Annotated in this window: 20 protein-coding genes; 8 read left to right on the top strand and 12 right to left on the bottom strand. The window is 64.5% G+C overall.

Annotation, left to right across the window (positions count from 1 at the left end):
• Positions 1 to 4 precede the first annotated feature (4 nt).
• Both LB572_RS22445 and rpsP read left to right on the top strand, forming a co-directional pair.
• A complete protein-coding gene (locus tag LB572_RS22445) occupies positions 5 to 331 on the top strand; it encodes a chorismate mutase (RefSeq protein WP_140805516.1) in 327 nt (108 codons plus the stop codon).
• Between the two features lie 49 nt (positions 332 to 380).
• A complete protein-coding gene (gene rpsP / locus LB572_RS22440; RefSeq protein WP_140805514.1) occupies positions 381 to 776 on the top strand; it encodes a 30S ribosomal protein S16 in 396 nt (131 codons plus the stop codon).
• Between the two features lie 70 nt (positions 777 to 846).
• Here the strand turns inward: rpsP and LB572_RS22435 are convergent, their stop codons facing one another.
• The 4 genes from LB572_RS22435 to LB572_RS22420 all read right to left on the bottom strand — a co-directional run bounded on the left by LB572_RS22435 (position 847) and on the right by LB572_RS22420 (position 3,237).
• Complete coding sequence (locus tag LB572_RS22435) at positions 847 to 1,110, bottom strand: YMGG-like glycine zipper-containing protein (protein ID WP_140805512.1); 264 nt, start codon at positions 1,108 to 1,110, stop codon at positions 847 to 849.
• Positions 1,111 to 1,256: 146 nt separating this feature from the next.
• Positions 1,257 to 1,784, bottom strand: coding sequence for an SRPBCC family protein (locus tag LB572_RS22430; RefSeq protein ID WP_224669244.1), 528 nt, complete (start codon positions 1,782 to 1,784; stop codon positions 1,257 to 1,259).
• A gap of 15 nt (positions 1,785 to 1,799) precedes the next feature.
• A complete protein-coding gene (locus LB572_RS22425; RefSeq protein WP_224669243.1) occupies positions 1,800 to 2,210 on the bottom strand; it encodes a DoxX family protein in 411 nt (136 codons plus the stop codon).
• A gap of 121 nt (positions 2,211 to 2,331) precedes the next feature.
• The gene (locus tag LB572_RS22420; protein WP_224669242.1) at positions 2,332 to 3,237 is read right to left on the bottom strand and encodes a bestrophin family protein; all 906 of its coding nucleotides are present in this window, start codon (positions 3,235 to 3,237) and stop codon (positions 2,332 to 2,334) included.
• A gap of 156 nt (positions 3,238 to 3,393) precedes the next feature.
• On the opposite strand from LB572_RS22420, the gene LB572_RS22415 reads away from it, so the two are divergent.
• The gene (locus LB572_RS22415) at positions 3,394 to 3,822 is read left to right on the top strand and encodes an ACT domain-containing protein (RefSeq protein WP_224669241.1); all 429 of its coding nucleotides are present in this window, start codon (positions 3,394 to 3,396) and stop codon (positions 3,820 to 3,822) included.
• Positions 3,823 to 4,120: 298 nt separating this feature from the next.
• On the opposite strand, the gene LB572_RS22410 is transcribed toward LB572_RS22415, so the two are convergent.
• Positions 4,121 to 5,155: an aspartate-semialdehyde dehydrogenase gene (locus tag LB572_RS22410; RefSeq protein ID WP_140805487.1), complete on the bottom strand. Its 1,035-nt coding sequence runs from the start codon at positions 5,153 to 5,155 to the stop codon at positions 4,121 to 4,123.
• A 605-nt stretch (positions 5,156 to 5,760) separates the two neighbouring features.
• Between LB572_RS22410 and LB572_RS22405 the strand changes: the two genes are divergently transcribed.
• Positions 5,761 to 7,617: a DEAD/DEAH box helicase gene (locus LB572_RS22405; RefSeq protein ID WP_224669240.1), complete on the top strand. Its 1,857-nt coding sequence runs from the start codon at positions 5,761 to 5,763 to the stop codon at positions 7,615 to 7,617.
• A 138-nt stretch (positions 7,618 to 7,755) separates the two neighbouring features.
• On the opposite strand, the gene leuB is transcribed toward LB572_RS22405, so the two are convergent.
• The 5 genes from leuB to leuD all read right to left on the bottom strand — a co-directional run bounded on the left by leuB (position 7,756) and on the right by leuD (position 11,772).
• Complete coding sequence (leuB, locus tag LB572_RS22400) at positions 7,756 to 8,859, bottom strand: 3-isopropylmalate dehydrogenase (RefSeq protein WP_224669239.1); 1,104 nt, start codon at positions 8,857 to 8,859, stop codon at positions 7,756 to 7,758.
• Positions 8,860 to 9,124: 265 nt separating this feature from the next.
• Positions 9,125 to 9,475, bottom strand: coding sequence for a VOC family protein (locus tag LB572_RS22395; protein ID WP_224669238.1), 351 nt, complete (start codon positions 9,473 to 9,475; stop codon positions 9,125 to 9,127).
• Between the two features lie 12 nt (positions 9,476 to 9,487).
• Positions 9,488 to 9,871: a RidA family protein gene (locus tag LB572_RS22390; RefSeq protein ID WP_224669237.1), complete on the bottom strand. Its 384-nt coding sequence runs from the start codon at positions 9,869 to 9,871 to the stop codon at positions 9,488 to 9,490.
• 273 nt (positions 9,872 to 10,144) lie between these two features.
• On the bottom strand, positions 10,145 to 11,101 hold the full coding sequence (locus tag LB572_RS22385; RefSeq protein ID WP_140805479.1) for a hypothetical protein: 957 nt from the start codon (positions 11,099 to 11,101) through the stop codon (positions 10,145 to 10,147).
• 65 nt (positions 11,102 to 11,166) lie between these two features.
• Positions 11,167 to 11,772, bottom strand: coding sequence for a 3-isopropylmalate dehydratase small subunit (gene leuD / locus LB572_RS22380; protein ID WP_140805477.1), 606 nt, complete (start codon positions 11,770 to 11,772; stop codon positions 11,167 to 11,169).
• A gap of 165 nt (positions 11,773 to 11,937) precedes the next feature.
• Between leuD and LB572_RS22375 the strand changes: the two genes are divergently transcribed.
• The 4 genes from LB572_RS22375 to LB572_RS22360 all read left to right on the top strand — a co-directional run bounded on the left by LB572_RS22375 (position 11,938) and on the right by LB572_RS22360 (position 13,737).
• Positions 11,938 to 12,363 (top strand): GNAT family N-acetyltransferase, encoded by a 426-nt coding sequence (locus LB572_RS22375; protein WP_224669236.1) that lies wholly within the window; start codon positions 11,938 to 11,940, stop codon positions 12,361 to 12,363.
• 83 nt (positions 12,364 to 12,446) lie between these two features.
• The gene (locus tag LB572_RS22370; protein WP_210242039.1) at positions 12,447 to 12,761 is read left to right on the top strand and encodes an ArsR/SmtB family transcription factor; all 315 of its coding nucleotides are present in this window, start codon (positions 12,447 to 12,449) and stop codon (positions 12,759 to 12,761) included.
• Positions 12,758 to 13,207: an SRPBCC family protein gene (locus tag LB572_RS22365; protein ID WP_224669235.1), complete on the top strand. Its 450-nt coding sequence runs from the start codon at positions 12,758 to 12,760 to the stop codon at positions 13,205 to 13,207. The genes LB572_RS22370 and LB572_RS22365 overlap by 4 nt, the downstream gene beginning before the upstream one ends.
• Positions 13,208 to 13,251: 44 nt before the next feature.
• On the top strand, positions 13,252 to 13,737 hold the full coding sequence (locus LB572_RS22360; RefSeq protein ID WP_224669234.1) for an SRPBCC family protein: 486 nt from the start codon (positions 13,252 to 13,254) through the stop codon (positions 13,735 to 13,737).
• Between the two features lie 2 nt (positions 13,738 to 13,739).
• Here the strand turns inward: LB572_RS22360 and LB572_RS22355 are convergent, their stop codons facing one another.
• The gene (locus tag LB572_RS22355; RefSeq protein WP_224669233.1) at positions 13,740 to 14,648 is read right to left on the bottom strand and encodes a hypothetical protein; all 909 of its coding nucleotides are present in this window, start codon (positions 14,646 to 14,648) and stop codon (positions 13,740 to 13,742) included.
• Between the two features lie 101 nt (positions 14,649 to 14,749).
• Positions 14,750 to 15,916, bottom strand: a complete 1,167-nt coding sequence (locus LB572_RS22350; RefSeq protein ID WP_224669232.1) for an NAD(P)/FAD-dependent oxidoreductase — start codon at positions 15,914 to 15,916, stop codon at positions 14,750 to 14,752.
• Between the last annotated feature and the right edge of the window lie 62 nt (positions 15,917 to 15,978).

The following is a 15,978-nucleotide window of genomic DNA, read 5'->3' as shown; positions in this document are numbered from 1 at the left end:
GGCGATGAACGAGGAGAAAGACATGGCCGATGCACGCGCCATCCTGGCTGGCTACCGCGCTTCGATCGACAACATCGACGCCGCCCTCATCCATATGCTGGCCGAGCGCTTCCGCTGCACCAAGGCGGTCGGCGTCCTGAAGGCCGAGCATGGCCTGCCGCCCGCCGACCCGTCGCGCGAGCAGCAGCAGATCGCCCGCCTTCGCCAGCTGGCGAAGGATGCGAACCTCGATCCGGATTTCGCGGAGAAGTTCCTGAACTTCGTCGTCCGTGAAGTCATCCGTCATCACGAACAGATCGCCGCGAACAACGGCGTGACGAAAGCCGGCTGAAGCCCAGCCAAGACCTAATCAACGAAATCAGAGCTTTTAGGAGAAAAGAATGGCACTGAAGATCAGACTGGCCCGTGCGGGCTCGAAGAAGCGTCCTTACTACCACGTCGTCGTCGCTGACGCCCGTTCGCCGCGCGACGGCCGTTTCATCGAGTCGCTGGGTTCGTGGAACCCGCTGCTGCCGAAGGACGGCGAGCGCGTCAAGGTCGACGCCGATCGCGTCAAGCATTGGCTGTCGCACGGCGCACAGCCGACCGACCGCGTTCTGCGCTTCCTCGACGAGGCAGGCCTTGCCAAGCGCGAAGCCCGCTCGAACCCGAACAAGGCCCTGCCCGGCAAGAAGGCGCAGGAACGCTCGGCCCTCTTGAAGAAGGCCCAGGAAGACGCCGCCGCCGCTGCCGCCGCGGCGACTGCCGCGCCGGCCGAAGCCGCCACCGCCGAGTAATCGGGGTCTTTCCTGGAGTATAAAAACGGCGGGCAAATGCCCGCCGCTTTTCTTTGGATCAGCCCGATTCTCAGTAGCCGGACGGGCAGCGCGCCACATAGACGCGGCCGTAGCGGTCGCGGTAGCGGCACTGGCCGCTTTCGCTGGCATGGCCGATCAATGCGCCGGCGACCGCGCCGACCGCGCCGCCGACCACCGCGCCCTGCACCGGATTGCCCGCCACCGCGGCACCGACCGCCGCACCGCCCAGGCCGCCAATCGCGGCGCCCTTTTCCGTTTGCGAGCAGGCGCCCAAGGCCATGGTCAGCACCAGAATGGTGATTGCTTTCTTCATCGCTGTTCCTCTCTCACGCGCCGTCTCGCCGCCGTGGTCTAAACTCACAGACGGCTAATTTGATCCCTGGAACAACGAAGATTGGCCGGCGCGGCGCCGGCCAAAGCCCAGATACGTGCTATCAGGCACTTGAAATCACAAGGTTTTCACCGCTCTGTAGCGCGTCTGAGATTGTCGAGCCCAGCCTCGAAATCCTTGCCGATGAGGTTGTCGAAATTCATGAACAGGCCCATCAGCTTGGCGATGAACGGCCTCGCGCCGCGCATTGCCCAGGTGACCGTCGTGCCGTTGCCGGACGGCGCAAGCGAGAAGTCGACGCTGTTGTTGGCCCTGAACGGCTTTTCGAAATCGAGCTTCAGCGCGACCTGCGACGACGGCACCGAACCGGTGATCTCCATGCGGCCCTTGCCGGCCTTGGAATTGCCTTCCCAGGTATAGGCCGCGCCCTTGCCGCTTTCGGTGCCGGAAAGCGTGCGCTTCATCTGAGGATCGAGCCCTTCGAAGGGCGACCATTCGGGCCAGCGCCTGAAATCGTTGATCAGCGGGAAGATCGCCTCGGCCGGCGCCTTGATGCTGGCGGAACGGGTGACGACGAAATCGTTCGGTCGGGTCGCGGCATAGATCAGCACGGCGGCGATGATGGCGACAAGGATGATGAGGATGGTGGTGAGCATCGTGGTTTCCTCCGCTTATCGGCTGAACGGGATCAGCTGCCGCACTCTTGCGTCGCGCAGATAGAGCCCGCCCCACAGGATAACAGCGAGATAGACGCCGAACAGCGTGTGCGAGAAGAGCGGGTTGCCGATCCGCACATGGGTCGAAATCGCGCCGCCCATATAGGCGGTGAGCAGGATGGCGCCGAGCACCGAGGTTCGCGGGATGGCATAAAGCGCGGTCGAGATCAGGCCGATGATGCCGAGGAGCCGCGCGACATTGGCGTCGGCCGGCCAGCCGAGCTCGGCCATCGTCTGGGTGACGATTTCGAGCGGCGGCAGCTTGATGACGCCGTCGAAGATCATGAACAGGACGACGACGGCGCTGAGCGCGCGCCCAGTCCACAAGGCGCCCTTTGAAGCAGGCACGGCTTCGCAAATGCTCATGGATGTTCCCTCCAAGGTTTCGAATGCCGGCCATCTGCCGGTTCGAGCCAAGGACGAGCCATGTGGCACCGATCCTACACGGGGCCGAGTCTTTTTGGCGCCGGCTGAACCGCGCCTTGGGCTACGAGAAGTAAAATTTGTCGGCCGCGATCATCTTCGGCGGGGTCTCGTCCAGCGCCTCGAACACGGAAATCTCGCAGACGCGGCAGAGCCCATCCAGCGCAAGGTCGTTGGCCTCGATGCCGAACGGGTCCTCGAGCTCCTCCGACAGCGCATCGAGGCCGAAGAAGGTGTAGGCGATCAGCGCCGTGAACAGCGGCGTCGCCCAGCCCGTGGTCGAGATCAGACCGATCGGCAGGAGCAGGCAGACGACATAGGCCGTGCGATGCACCAGAAGCGTATAGGCGAAGGGCAGGGGCGTGCCGGCAATCCGCTCGCAGCCGGCCTGGATGGCGGCGATCGCGGCCAGCCTTTCGTCGAGGATGCGGAAGCCGATCGGGTCGAGCGCGCCCGCCTCGCGCCGCGCATTGGCGCGCCGGCCCATGCGGCGGACCATGTCGTCGGCCGGGTTGGTGCGCGCGGTGGCCTTGTCGACCTCGTCGCCGATGAAGGCGCGGGCGTCCTCTTTGCCGTCGATCCGGCGCAATTGCCCGCGCAGCAGATGGCAGAAGGCAAGCGCCTCCATCAACAGCGCGCGCTGCTCGGCGCGGTCACCGATCAGGCTGGTGGTGGCGCGCGCCAGGTTGCGGACCTCGAAGACCAGCGCGCCCCAGAGCTTGCGCGCCTCCCACCAGCGGTCATAGGCGGCGTTGTTGCGGAACGACAGATAAATCGACAGCGTCACGCCGACGAGCCCGAAGGGCGCGATGCTGAAGGCGCTGAGATCGAGCTGAAAGTGCCGCGCCAGGAGCAGGATGATCACCGAATAGATGGCAAAGCCAAAAATCTGCGGCAGGATGCGCGGCACCACCGAGCCGCGCATGATGAAGAACAGCTGCAGGAATGTCGGGCGCGGGCGGACGATCATCGGGCGAACCTTTGCTAACCGTTATGTCTCTACGGCGATAACGGACCTGCGGCTCGGCCGCCAGCGACATCGTCATGTCGTCCAGGCGCCGGACCGTTGACGTTTCGAGTGGGACTGTCGAGAACGTCGCACAGCGCCAGACGAAGGGGAGCAGACATGACCGGCGAAACGGACCTGCAAAAGCTGCTCGCATCGATGACGCCGCAACTGCTTGCCGGCACCTACGTCTTCGCCACGCTGGCCCCGGATGCGCCGACGCCGGCGGGGCTCGATCCCGTCATGCAGTTTCGCGAGCATGAAGGCCTGACGCTGATCGTGACGGAGGACGAGGCGAAGGCCGCCGGCCTCGCCGGCACGTTCCGCTGCCGGATGATCACGCTCGACGTCCATTCCTCGCTCGAAGCCGTCGGCTTCCTCGCCGCCATCACCGCGAAGCTGGCGGCGGCCGGCATGGGCGTCAACCCGGTTTCGGCCTTCTATCATGACCATCTGTTCGTGCCGGCGGAGCGGGCGGAGGAGGCGCTTGCGATCTTGCGGAAGCTGGCGGCGGAGAGCGGCGGCTTGGCTCAGCGCCCGAGCGCGTAAGATAGGCTCGACCTGAAGGGCAGGAGCGGTCTTCCCCTTCTCCCCTTGTGGGAGAAGGTGTCGCCGAAGGCGACGGATGAGGCGACGGATGAGGGGTGCTCCAGGGAAAACCAGCGCCTCACTCCGCTGGAACACCCCTCATCCGTCTCGGCGCTGCGCGCCGATCCACCTTCTCCCACAAGGGGAGAAGGCAAAGGCGCCCCGGCCAAAGGCCGAGCCCGCGACCGCGGGCCGCCGGTCGTCCGGCGCGCCCGCGCAGGGCCCGCCGCGGCAGCGGCGATACGGCCCGTGAGCGAGATTAAGCCGCCTTCTTCTTCGGCTGGATCAGGCCGCGCTCGACCAGGAGCTCGGCGATCTGCACGGCGTTCAGCGCCGCGCCCTTGCGCAAATTGTCGGAGACGACCCACATCGACAGGCCGTTGTCGATGGTCGAGTCCTCGCGGATGCGCGAGATGAAGGTGGCGTCCTCGCCGGCCGATTCCAGCGGCGTGATGTAGCCGCCATCCTCGCGCTTATCGAGCACCTGGCAGCCCGGCGCCTCGCGCAGGATGTCGCGCGCCTCGTCGGCGGTGATCGGCTTCTCGAACTCGATGTTGACCGCTTCCGAATGGCCGATGAACACCGGCACGCGCACGCAGGTCGCCGTCAGCTTGATCTTGGGATCGAGCATCTTCTTGGTTTCGGCGACCATCTTCCACTCTTCCTTGGTGGAGCCGTCGTCGAGGAAGACGTCGATATGCGGAATGACGTTGAAGGCGATGCGCTTGGTGAACTTCTTGACCTCGACGCCGTCGGCGACGAACACGGCGCGGGTCTGGGTAAAGAGCTCATCCATGCCTTCCTTGCCGGCGCCGGACACCGACTGGTAGGTGGCGACGACGACGCGCTTGATGGTGGCGACGTCATGCAGCGGCTTCAGCGCCACGACGAGCTGCGCGGTCGAGCAGTTCGGGTTGGCGATGATGTTCTTGCGGGTAAACAGCGAGATCGCGTCCGGATTCACTTCCGGCACGATCAGCGGCACGTCCTGGTCGTAGCGGAAGGCCGACGAATTATCGATGACCACGCAGCCCTGCTTGCCGATCTTGGGCGACCATTCCTTGGAGACATTGCCGCCGGCCGACATGACGCAGATGTCGGTGTCGGAGAAATCATACTGGTCGAGCGACTTGACCTTCAGCGTCTTGTCGCCGAACGACACTTCGGTGCCCTGGCTGCGCCGCGAGGCCAGCGCCACCACTTCGCTTACCGGAAAGCCGCGCTCTTCCAGTATGTTGAGCATTTCGCGGCCCACATTGCCCGTGGCGCCGACTACCGCAACCTTGAAACTCATCTGATATCTCCTGTCCCTCTCCGCTTGGTTGTTGGAGAAAACCCGCTGGCCTCATGCGGGTTTCGTCCCCCGGGCCGGACCCGGGAGAGGGTGGTTAGGCCAAGGGAATCACACCGTTTTGGTGGTGGTTTTCTTGGCCGTAGTTTTGCTGGAACCCAGAATCTTGCTGGAACGGACGGACGCGCCGAAGCGCCCGGCCCAATGGTTCGCATTGAGGCTGGGGGCATCGAATGCAAGGAGAGCCATCAAAAGGCCGCGCATCGAACAACGATCCCGTTCGACGCGGGCTTTTACGCGGTTTGGGAAAAGAGTCAATTGGCGCCGCTTTCCCTTCTCCCCTTGCGGGAGAAGGTGGCCGCGAAGCGGCCGGATGAGGAGTGCTCCAGGGAAAGCCGGCCTCTCACTCCGCTGGAACACCCCTCATCCGTCTCGGCGCTGGCGCGCCGATCCACCTCCTCCACAAGGGGAGAAGGGAAAGGCGGTGCCGCCTGCACTGTACAATGGCGGCCGCAAGAAGTACGAACGCGCAAATAGGCTTTGGCTTGGCGCAGTGCCGGCCTTGTGCTCCACGACGAGCACAGAACTCCGAATTCCGAAAGAACAAGATGTCCAGTTTCGAAACCATCGTGCCTGCGCTCGCAGAGGCGCTGCGAAATCGCGGCTATGTCGAGCTGACGCCGGTGCAGAAAGCGGTGCTGGAGCCTGAGCTCGGCGAAGCCGACGCGCTGGTTTCGGCGCAGACCGGCTCCGGCAAGACCGTCGCCTTCGGCCTTGCCGTGGCGCCGACGCTTCTGGGCGGCGCTGAGCGTTTCGCCGCCGCCGGCGCGCCGCTGGGGCTGGTGGTGGCGCCGACGCGCGAGCTGGCGCTGCAGGTGCGGCGCGAGCTCGAATGGCTCTACGAGCTGACCGGCGCGCAGATCGCCTCCTGCGTCGGTGGCATGGACATGCGCACCGAGCGGCGGGCGCTGGAACGCGGCGCCCATATCGTCGTCGGCACGCCCGGCCGGCTGCGCGACCACATCACGCGGCAATCGCTCGACATGTCGGCGATCAGGGCCGTGGTGCTGGACGAGGCCGACGAGATGCTCGATCTCGGTTTTCGCGAAGATCTCGAATTCATCCTCGACGCAGCACCCGCCGAGCGCCGCACGCTGATGTTCTCGGCCACCGTGCCACGCGCCATCGCCACGCTCGCGCAGGGCTATCAGCGCGATGCGGTGCGCATCTCGGCAACCGGCGAGGAAAAGCAGCATCTCGACATCGAATACCGGGCGCTGAACGTCGCCCAGGCGGACCGCGAGAACGCCATCATCAACGTGCTGCGCTACTATGAAGCGAAGAATGCCCTGGTGTTCTGCAACACGCGGGCGGCCGTCAATCACCTGACGGCGCGCTTCAACAACCGCAATTTCTCCGTGGTCGCGCTGTCCGGCGAGCTCAGCCAGAACGAGCGCAGCCATGCGCTGCAGGCGATGCGCGACGGCCGCGCCCGGGTCTGCATCGCCACGGACGTCGCGGCGCGCGGCATCGACCTGCCCAATCTCGATCTCGTCGTTCATGCCGATCTGCCGACCAATCCGGAGACGCTGCTGCATCGCAGTGGGCGCACGGGCCGCGCCGGACGAAAAGGCGTCAGCGCGCTGATCGTGCCGAACAATGCCCGCAGGCGCACCGAACGGCTCCTGCAGAACGCCAAGCTGACCGCGACCTGGGCAAGCCCGCCCTCGGCCGACGACGTGCTGCGCCGCGACGACGAGCGCATCCTTGCCGACCCGGCCTTCGACGAGCCGGTGCGCGAGGAAGAACGCGGCTTCATCGATGTGCTGCTGGAAAAGCATGGGGCCGAGCAGGTGGCCGCGGCCTTCGTGCGGCTCTGCCGCTCCAGCCGCTCGGCGCCGGAAGACCTGCTCGAGGTCGCGCCTTTCGCACCGTCGCGCGAAAAGTTCGCACGCAGCGACGAGGCCCCCAGCCGCCGCGACGATTTCGGCGACAGCGTCTGGTTCTCGCTGTCGGTGGGACGGCGGCAGAATGCCGAGCCGCGCTGGCTGATCCCGATGCTGTGCCGCACCGCGGGCATGTCCAAGCGCGAGATCGGCGCCATCAAGATGCAGCCGGAGGAAACCTTCGTGCAGATCGCCGCCGACTGGGCCGACCGGTTCGTCGCCGCGATCGGCCCCGACCGCAAGCTGCAGGGAAACATCGCGGTCAGGCGCATCGACGGCACGCCGGACCTGTCGCGCGCCGGCTACCAGGCGGCGAAACCGGAGAAGAAGCCGCATCGCGGCAAGGGCGCTTTCGACCCGAGCACTCCCAGATTCGAGAAGCGGGCGCCGGGCGAGCGTCCGCCTGCCGGGGCGCCGGACTCAACACCCTGGGCGAAAAAACCCGGCAAGGCGAAATTCGACAAGCCAAAGTTCGACAAGCCGCCAAAACACAAGACGCAGAAGAAGCGGCCAGCGTAGGATCGCGACGGAAGTTGTAAGCCGACCCGCGGTGAGGGCCGGGTAAATCGCCGACTTCGGAGATTGGCCGAGGCGTCCGAAGGCGCGGGGTGCGCAATTGCCACCGAGTCGAGACCGGCTACCTCGACGGTGCCGGGATCACCCCAGGAACTTGGCGATGATGGCGTCGCCCATTTCGGTGGTGCCGACTTCCTTCATGCCCGCGGAAAAAATGTCCTTGGTGCGCAGGCCGTCGTCGAGCACGGCGGCGATCGCCGCCTCGAGCTTGTCGGCTTCCGCCACCATGCCGAAGGAATAGCGCAGGCACATGGCGAAGGACGCGATCATGGCGATCGGGTTGGCGATGCCCTTGCCGGCGATGTCAGGCGCCGAGCCGTGCACCGGCTCGTAGAGCGCCTTGCGCTTCTTGGTCTTGGCATCCGGCGCGCCGAGCGAGGCCGACGGCAGCATGCCGATCGAGCCGGTGAGCATGGCGGCGATGTCGGAGAGCATGTCGCCGAACAGATTGTCGGTGACGATGACGTCGAACTGCTTCGGCCAGCGCACCAGCTGCATGCCGCCGGCGTCGGCCAGCATGTGGTCGAGCTTGACGTCGGCGTAGCGCGCCTTGTGCGTCTGGCTGACGACCTCGTTCCACAGCACGCCCGACTTCATGACGTTGCGCTTTTCCATCGAGGTGACCTGGTTGCGGCGCGTGCGCGCCAGCTCGAAGGCGACGCCCGAGATGCGCTCGATCTCGAACGTGTCGTAGACCTGGGTGTCGATGCCGCGCTTCTGGCCGTTGCCGAGATCGATGATCTGCTTCGGCTCGCCGAAATAGACGCCGCCGGTGAGCTCGCGCACGATCAAAATGTCGAGGCCCTCGACCACTTCCTGCTTGAGCGAGGAGGAGGCGGCCAGCGCCGGGTAGCAGATCGCGGGCCGTAGATTGGCGAACAGCTCCATGTCCTTGCGCAGGCGCAAAAGCCCAGCCTCGGGGCGCACCTCGTAAGGCACGGCATCCCATTTCGGCCCGCCGACGGCGCCGAACAGCACGGCATCCGAGGCAACAGCCTTCGCCATGTCGGCGTCGGAGATCGCCGCGCCATGCGCGTCATAGGCGCAGCCGCCGACAAGGCCTTCGTCGGTGGCGAAGCTGCTGCCGAGCTTGTCGTTCATGGCCTTGATCAGCTTCTTCACCTCGGCCATGGCCTCGGGGCCGATGCCGTCGCCGGCGAGCAGGAAGAGATTTTTCGAAGCCATGGAGAACCGTCCCGGGAGAGAAATTGAACCGGCGCCTTGCTAAACGCCAAGTGGGCCGTGCGCAAGGGGACGAGCGCCGAGATCCTTCACACCCCCCCTCTGGCCTGCCGGCCGTCTCCCCCGCAAGGGGGAGATTGGCAGCTTCCGCGCCGGCTCCTCCCCTGCAGCGTCGGCGATTGGCGAAAGCGACCGCGATATCTGATCTCCCTCGCAAGGGGGAGATGGCCGGCAGGCCAGAGGGGGTGCTGTCCCGCCAGCGTCTCGCCTACCGATGCGCCAGGATATTCACCAGCCTGCCGAAAGGATCGCGCACGTAGAAGCGCCGCACGCCCCAGGGCTCGTCGGCCGGGCCGTATTCGATGGCGAAGCCGGCGGTCTTCATACCAGCGAGCGTCGCGTCGACATCGTCGACCTCGATCGAAAGGTCCGGCACCGGGGTGTCCGATCCGCCCTCGGCCATGAAGCTCACCTGCACCCGCATGCTTTCATCGGAGCCGTAGGTGGCGATCCAGCCTTGATCCATGAGGATGTCGAGGCCAAGCACGTCCTGATAGAAGCGCTTCGCCGCCGCGATATCCCTGGTGGCGATGTTGGCTACGATACGCCGAACCGTCATCGCTGCGGCCCCCTATGCGGTGCGCCGCAGCGCGGTCACCTCGATCTCGATCTTCATCTCCGGCTTGTTGAGCTGGCACACGATCATCGTCGCCGCCGGGCGGATGTCGCCGAACGCCTCGCCGAGGATCGAGAAGACCACGTCAACATAGGCCTGGTCGGTGATGTAGTAGTGCGCCCGCACCACATCGGCCATGTCGAAGCCGCCGTCGGCGAGCGCCTTGGCGATGGTGGCGAGGCAATTGCGCGTCTGCGCCTCGACCGTTTCGGGGATGGTCATGGTGGCATAGTCGTAGCCGGTCGTGCCGGAGACGAAGCACCAGTCGCCCTGCACCACCGCGCGCGAATAGCCGGCGGTCTTCTCGAAGGGCGAGCCTGTGGAGATGAGCTTGCGCATGCGGGCCTCGCATTGGTTGTTTCGACCATTCTGAACCACGCGGACAATCCAGTCGTGAGCCAGACACCGCGACGCTGGCGGGACAGCGCCCCCCTCTGCCCTACCGGGCATCTCCCCCACGAGGGGGGGATCAGACGTCGCGTCGGCTTTCGCCAATCATCAGCGTCGTAGAATGAGCGGAGAGCCGAAACAGCCAATCTCCCCCCATGTGGGGGAGATGTCCGGCAGGACAGAGGGGGCGCGAAGGAACGCGGCCGAGCAACAGAGGCTCGGCTAATTCCCCGACCCTTGCGCGTCGTCATAGGCCTTCTTGATATCGGCCGGCCAGTCCTTCAGCGGCGGCCAGGCCTGCGGCTGGTCATTGTCGCCGCGGCGGGCGAAATAGACTTTCTGCTTGGCCGGGTCGATGGCCATGAAGCCGTCATTGCCGCCGCAGTCATGCGGCACGCAGCCGGTGGCGTAGAAGGCGCCCGATGCGATCTTTTCGGTGTCGCCGCCGCTCACCAGCAGGCTGGTCGCCATGTCGGGCATGTCGTCGCCGAGCAGCGCCTTGGCCGCCTTGTAGACCGCTTCGTTATGGAAGGCGTCGACGATGTAGCCGTATTTCGACGCATCGACGTCCTTCCAGTCGGTGCCGGGTTCGGGCGTGTAGGTCAGATCACCTGATGTCGTCAGCCCGTCGGTCGGCGACCACTGGAGCGCCGGCTTGGTTTCTCCCGGCAGCAGATAGGGCACGAAATAGATGGCGTCGTCGGAGACCGAAGCCGGTGGCGCGCCGCATTCGTCCTGCTCGACCGTCGTGGTCTGGATCGCGCCGTCCTTCGGCTTCCAGACGATGACCTTAGCCGGCCCGCATTGATTGCCGCCGTCGCCGACATCGACCAACGCGACGTTGACGTCGCCGATCTTGACGATCTTGTCGAAAGAGACGTCGTAATTGCTGGCGAGTTGCTTGCCATCATAGGACAGCACCTTCTCGCCGTCCTGCTCCGGCTGCGTGATGGTGAGCTGGCCGCCTTCGAAGGGGATGGGCGCCTGCTTGTCGTCATCCGACGCGGCCTGGTCGCCGGCCGATCCCTGGTCGGTCGCGCCTTGATCTGTCGCCGGCTGGTCGGACGCCGCGGGCGCCGGCTGCTTGGCCGGCGCGGTGGTCTGCGCATTGGCGCCGACCGTGGCGAGAAGGATTATTGCCGCCGAAACGCCGGCGGCGGCCAGAAGTGAGCGTGCCATGACTGTCCCTCCATTCAGCCGCGACGAACCCGGCCTGCGATGGCCGGGTTATGCTTTCGGGCCGCTCAGGCCCAGGGGCGCTGCTCGGCGTTCTTCTTCTCGAAGGACGCGATGGCGCCGGCCTTTTCCATGGTCAGCCCGATGTCGTCCAGACCGTTGAGCAGGCAGTGGCGCTTGAAGTCGTCGAGGTCGAAATTGACCACGCCGCCATCCGGCCCGCGGATCTCCTTGGCCTCCAGGTCGATCGACAGCGTCGCGTTGGAGCCGCGCGAGGCGTCGTCCATCAGCTTGTCGAGGTCTTCCGGGCTGACCGTGATCGGCAGGATGCCGTTCTTGAAGCAGTTGTTGTAGAAGATGTCGGCGAACGAGGTCGAGATCACGCAGCGTATGCCGAAATCGAGCAGCGCCCAGGGCGCATGCTCGCGGCTCGAGCCGCAGCCGAAATTGTCGCCGGCGACCAGGATCTGCGCCTTGCGGTAGGCAGGCTTGTTGAGCACGAAATCCGGGTTCTCCGAACCGTCCTCATTGTAGCGCATCTCGGCGAACAGGCCGGTGCCGAGCCCGGTGCGCTTGATCGTCTTGAGATAATCCTTCGGGATGATCATGTCGGTGTCGACATTGACGATCGGCATGGGCGCGGCGACGCCGGTGAGCTTGTTGAATTTATCCATGGTGCTTGCCCGTCTTCTTCTTGGCTTGCGGGGGAATTTGCGGGACGGTTTACACAAAGCCGGCGGCAAATGAAAGGCAACTGTTCGTGCACTGCCCTTGGGCCAAAGGCGGGCATGCCTCGAAAACGGCTTCGAAATCCTGGCCGGCCGGTGCAGTCTGCGGCCATGGCCGATTCTTCCAAAGTGCTTTACGCAAGCGAACCCTCGCTCGATGTCGCCGAGTTCCGCCGCGTGCTGGTCGAATCCGGCCTCGGCAAGGTAAGGCCGGTCGACGACGAGGCCCGGCTGCAAACCATGCTGGACAACGCCAATCTCGTGCTGACCGCGCGGCTCCACCGGCCGGACAGGCAACTGGTCGGCGTCGCGCGCGGCATGACCGACTTCTCCTGGGTCTGCTACATTTCCGACCTCGCCGTCTCCAAGACCGCGCAAGGGCTCGGCGTCGGCAAGGGCCTGATGGACGAGGCGCAGCGCGTGCTTGGACCCTCGGTCGCCGTCAGCCTGATCTCGATGCCCGACGCCGTCGGTTTTTATGAGCGCATCGGCATGATGCGCATGAGCGACGCCTTCTGGTTCTCCCGCAAAAGCTGAGAGGTCATTCACCGGCAAGTGATTGCCTGTCCCGCCGCACCGCTTGACATGCAACAAAATGGTTGCATATTAGAGCCATGAGCATGGATGCTGTCTTTCGCGCCTTGGCCGACCCGACCCGCCGGCAATTGCTGGACAGTCTGCATGCCCGGAACGGGCAGACGCTGAACGCGCTCTGCGAGCATATGGATATGACGCGCCAGGCGGTGACCAAGCATTTGGCGATCCTCGAGGAGGCCAACCTCGTCACCACCATGCGCCGGGGCCGCGAGAAGGAGCACTACCTCAACCCCGTTCCGATCAACGAGATCGCCGAGCGCTGGATCGGCAAGTTCGAGCGGGGACGGCTTGCTGCCCTCAGCGACCTGAAGCAACGTCTTGAAAGGGAAGAGCCGTGAGAGAGAACAGCTTTGTCTATGTCACCTATATCCGCACGACGCCTGAAAAGCTCTGGGAAGCGCTGACCGATCCGGAATTCAACCGGCAGTTCTTCCTCTGCTCCTATCAGGAGAGCGACTGGAAGGTCGGCTCGAGCTGGAAGCTGGTCTTCCCCGATGGGCGTGTCGCCGATTCGGGCGAGATTCTCGAGATCGACCCGCCGCGGCGCCTGGTCATCAAATGGCGCAACGAATGGATGCCCGAGGTCAAGGAGGACGGCTACACGCGTTGCACCTTCACTATCGAGCAGGACGGCGAATTGATGAAGCTCGCCGTCATCCACGAGGCGGACGGCCCGCACCGGCTGATCCCCAACGTCGCCAAGGGCTGGCCGCTGGTGCTGGCGAGCCTCAAGAGCCTGCTCGAAACCGGCAAGGGTTTCGAGCGCCCGCCGTCAAAGGGGTAAATATTCGTTTCGGATGCGAGACAACCCTTGGTGGAGATGAACTGGTGCTTCACTTGTCCTTGCCGCAAGCCATGGCGAATGCTGACACGGTCATGGCCTCGGCCGACCTCCCTGCTACGCCGGACGAGGTTGTCGCGGCGCTGGTCACCGGGGAGGTCGAACGCTGGTGGGGCTCCGCCGACACTTACCGGATGACAGGCTGGAACGCCGATCTTCGCATCGGTGGAAGCTGGAGCGTCACGGTGCGGGCCGCCGATGGCAGACGCCTGCCCGCTGGCGGAGAGTTTCTCGAGATCGAGATGCCGCGCCGGATCGTGCAGACGCGGCGCTACGACTGGGACCATCCGGCGCTCGGCCGCCACGAAACGATCGTGGCTTACCTGCTGGAGCCGATCGGCGATTGCACGCGGCTCACCATCTGCCACGGCGGATTCGCGGGTTTCCCGGACGCCGCGGCCGAACATGCCGAAGGCTGGGCGCGGGTGCTTGGATGGCTGCAGGGGTATTTGGGCGCGCGCAGCCCGATTTGAGGTCAGATGGAAATCAGGCGATCCTGGATCCCGCCCAGATAGGTTTTCCAGATATGGTCCGACAACTGGCGACGGTAGTCCGCATTTGTCGCGCGCGAGCGGTAAGACGCGCCGCCGACATGAAAAAGGACCTCGTCATATACCTCGTAGTCAGCGGTTTTCCCCCCGACGCTTACCGCGACGTGATTTAATCGGGCCATCTCGAATTCCCCGACGGGGTGCTTCGAATACAATACTGGCCAGTTGCCGCCTCCGGTGTCCATTCCAATGTCGAGCCGATTTCTGAAATCGAGCTTCGCATGCTCGACAGCAGCGAAATTGTAGAAGCACAGGCCGGCCCAGTAGTACCAGCAAGACTCGTCCTTGGCTTCCTTGTACAGATAGCTGGACCTGGCATGCCGCGGCATCCCGTAACCGATCTTTCGTCCGACGCGCTGCGCGATATCGATCGGTCCGACCGGGAAGCAATCGTGATCGATGAACCCGAACATGTCAGGTTTGAGGTGCTTGACGATGTTGTGGAAGATCCAGGTCTGGGAGACGCCATGTGATCTGGAAGGGTTCGTTTCGAAATTCCTGGGGAGCCTGAAGTACGCGACCCCGCGCTGCGCGCAGATTGCCTCGATCGAAGCCCGCGCATCCTGCTTCGGTGAATTGTCGATCACCACGAGCCTTGTGCCGGTCGGGAATGCCTGCCAGGCTTTGGTGAGCACGTCTACGATCCAAGGCGTGTTGAACGCGATGGTGAAGCAATAATTCCGCTCGGGTTTTCCGCTCAGATCCCTGGCGAACGCACGGCCTTTAGGCGCGGCGCTTCCCAAAAACTGACGATAGAGGATCTCGTGGCGAAGGCCCAAAAGCAATTGGACCCCGCTTGTGCGCCGAAAATTTTCGACAGCCTTTCTAAGCAATGTTTTCCCCGAGCGCCGATAGGCTCAGAGTAATATGACGCGGCCAGCAAGAAGCAACGGCTTTTGTCGGTTGGATCGCATATCGCCGACCAGTTTCCCGCTCAAATCACATTCAGTTCCCTGAACGCCCTTCCTGCCGCCACTCTCTCATATCCAAACGCCGTGCAGTCGATGGTCCGGTACCCGCCATGCATGATGAGCTCGGCGATCGACTTGCCGACCGCCGGCGCCTGCTGCAGGCCGTGGCCGGAGAAACCGTTGGCGAACAGGAAGTTCCCGACTTCCGGATGCGGTCCGATGACCCCGTTCTGGTCGAGCGTGTTGTAGTCGTAATGCCCGACCCAGGCGCGCGTCGGCTTGATCGCCTCGAAGGCCGGGATGCGGGTGGCCAAAGTCGGCCAGACCACCTCTTCGAACAGCGGCCAGTTGACGTCGAAATCCTTCGGATCGGGCGCGACATCGCCTTCTTCGGGCTCGGCGCCGCCGGTCAGGTAGACCGAGCCCTCCGGCCGCACATAGATGCCCGACGGATCGACCAGGAGCGGCATGTCGGCATATTTCTCGCGCGCCTCGAAGACGAAGACGTTGCGCTTGCGTGGCTCGACCGGCAGCGCCAGCCCGGCAAAAGCCGCCACCTTGCCGGCGTTCGGGCCGGCGGCGTTGACGACGATGCCGGCTTCCAGCGTCTCGCCATTGTCGAGCGAAACACCGGTAACGCGATTGCCGTCGCGCGAAATGCCGGTGGCGGAAGCCGCGATGAAATCGATCCTCTTGTCGCGCAAGGCCTTGCGGAACAGCGTCAGCAGCGCGTGCGCGTCGAACCAGCCCTCGCCGCTGCGGCCAAAGGCGCCTGCGGAAATATCTTCGACCGACAGCCATGGGAAGCGGCGCGCCAGCTGCCCGGCGTCCTCCAGCGCGATATCGGCGCCCTCGGCAACCTGCGTCTCGTGATTGGCCTTGAGGATCGGCAGGCCGGCCTCGCCGGCGAGGATAAGGTAGCCGCCCTCGCGGAAACCGATATCGGCGTCGGCGCCGAACGTCTCCTTCAGCCGGCGGAACAATTTTAGGGTGAACTGCGACAGGCGGATGTTTTCAGGAATGGAAAATTGCTGGCGGATCGAGGCCAGGGACAGGGTCGTCGCCGCGTGGGAAAACTGCGGATCGCGTTCGATCAGCGCGATCGAGCCGGTAAAGCCTTCCTCGCGCAAATAGTAGGCGACCGAGGATCCGACGATGGCTCCGCCGATGATGACGATGTCGTAGCGCATTTTTTCTCCGATCAAGAGCGATCCGGTGGAAGTGCCTGCCCGGAATGGCGTAGAAAACCATC

The sequence above is a fragment of the Mesorhizobium sp. BH1-1-5 genome (assembly GCF_020165615.1).
Taxonomy (GTDB): Bacteria; Pseudomonadota; Alphaproteobacteria; order Rhizobiales; family Rhizobiaceae; genus Mesorhizobium.
The sequence above is the reverse complement of the archived record's forward strand: the minus strand, read 5'-3'. Positions and strand labels throughout refer to the sequence as shown.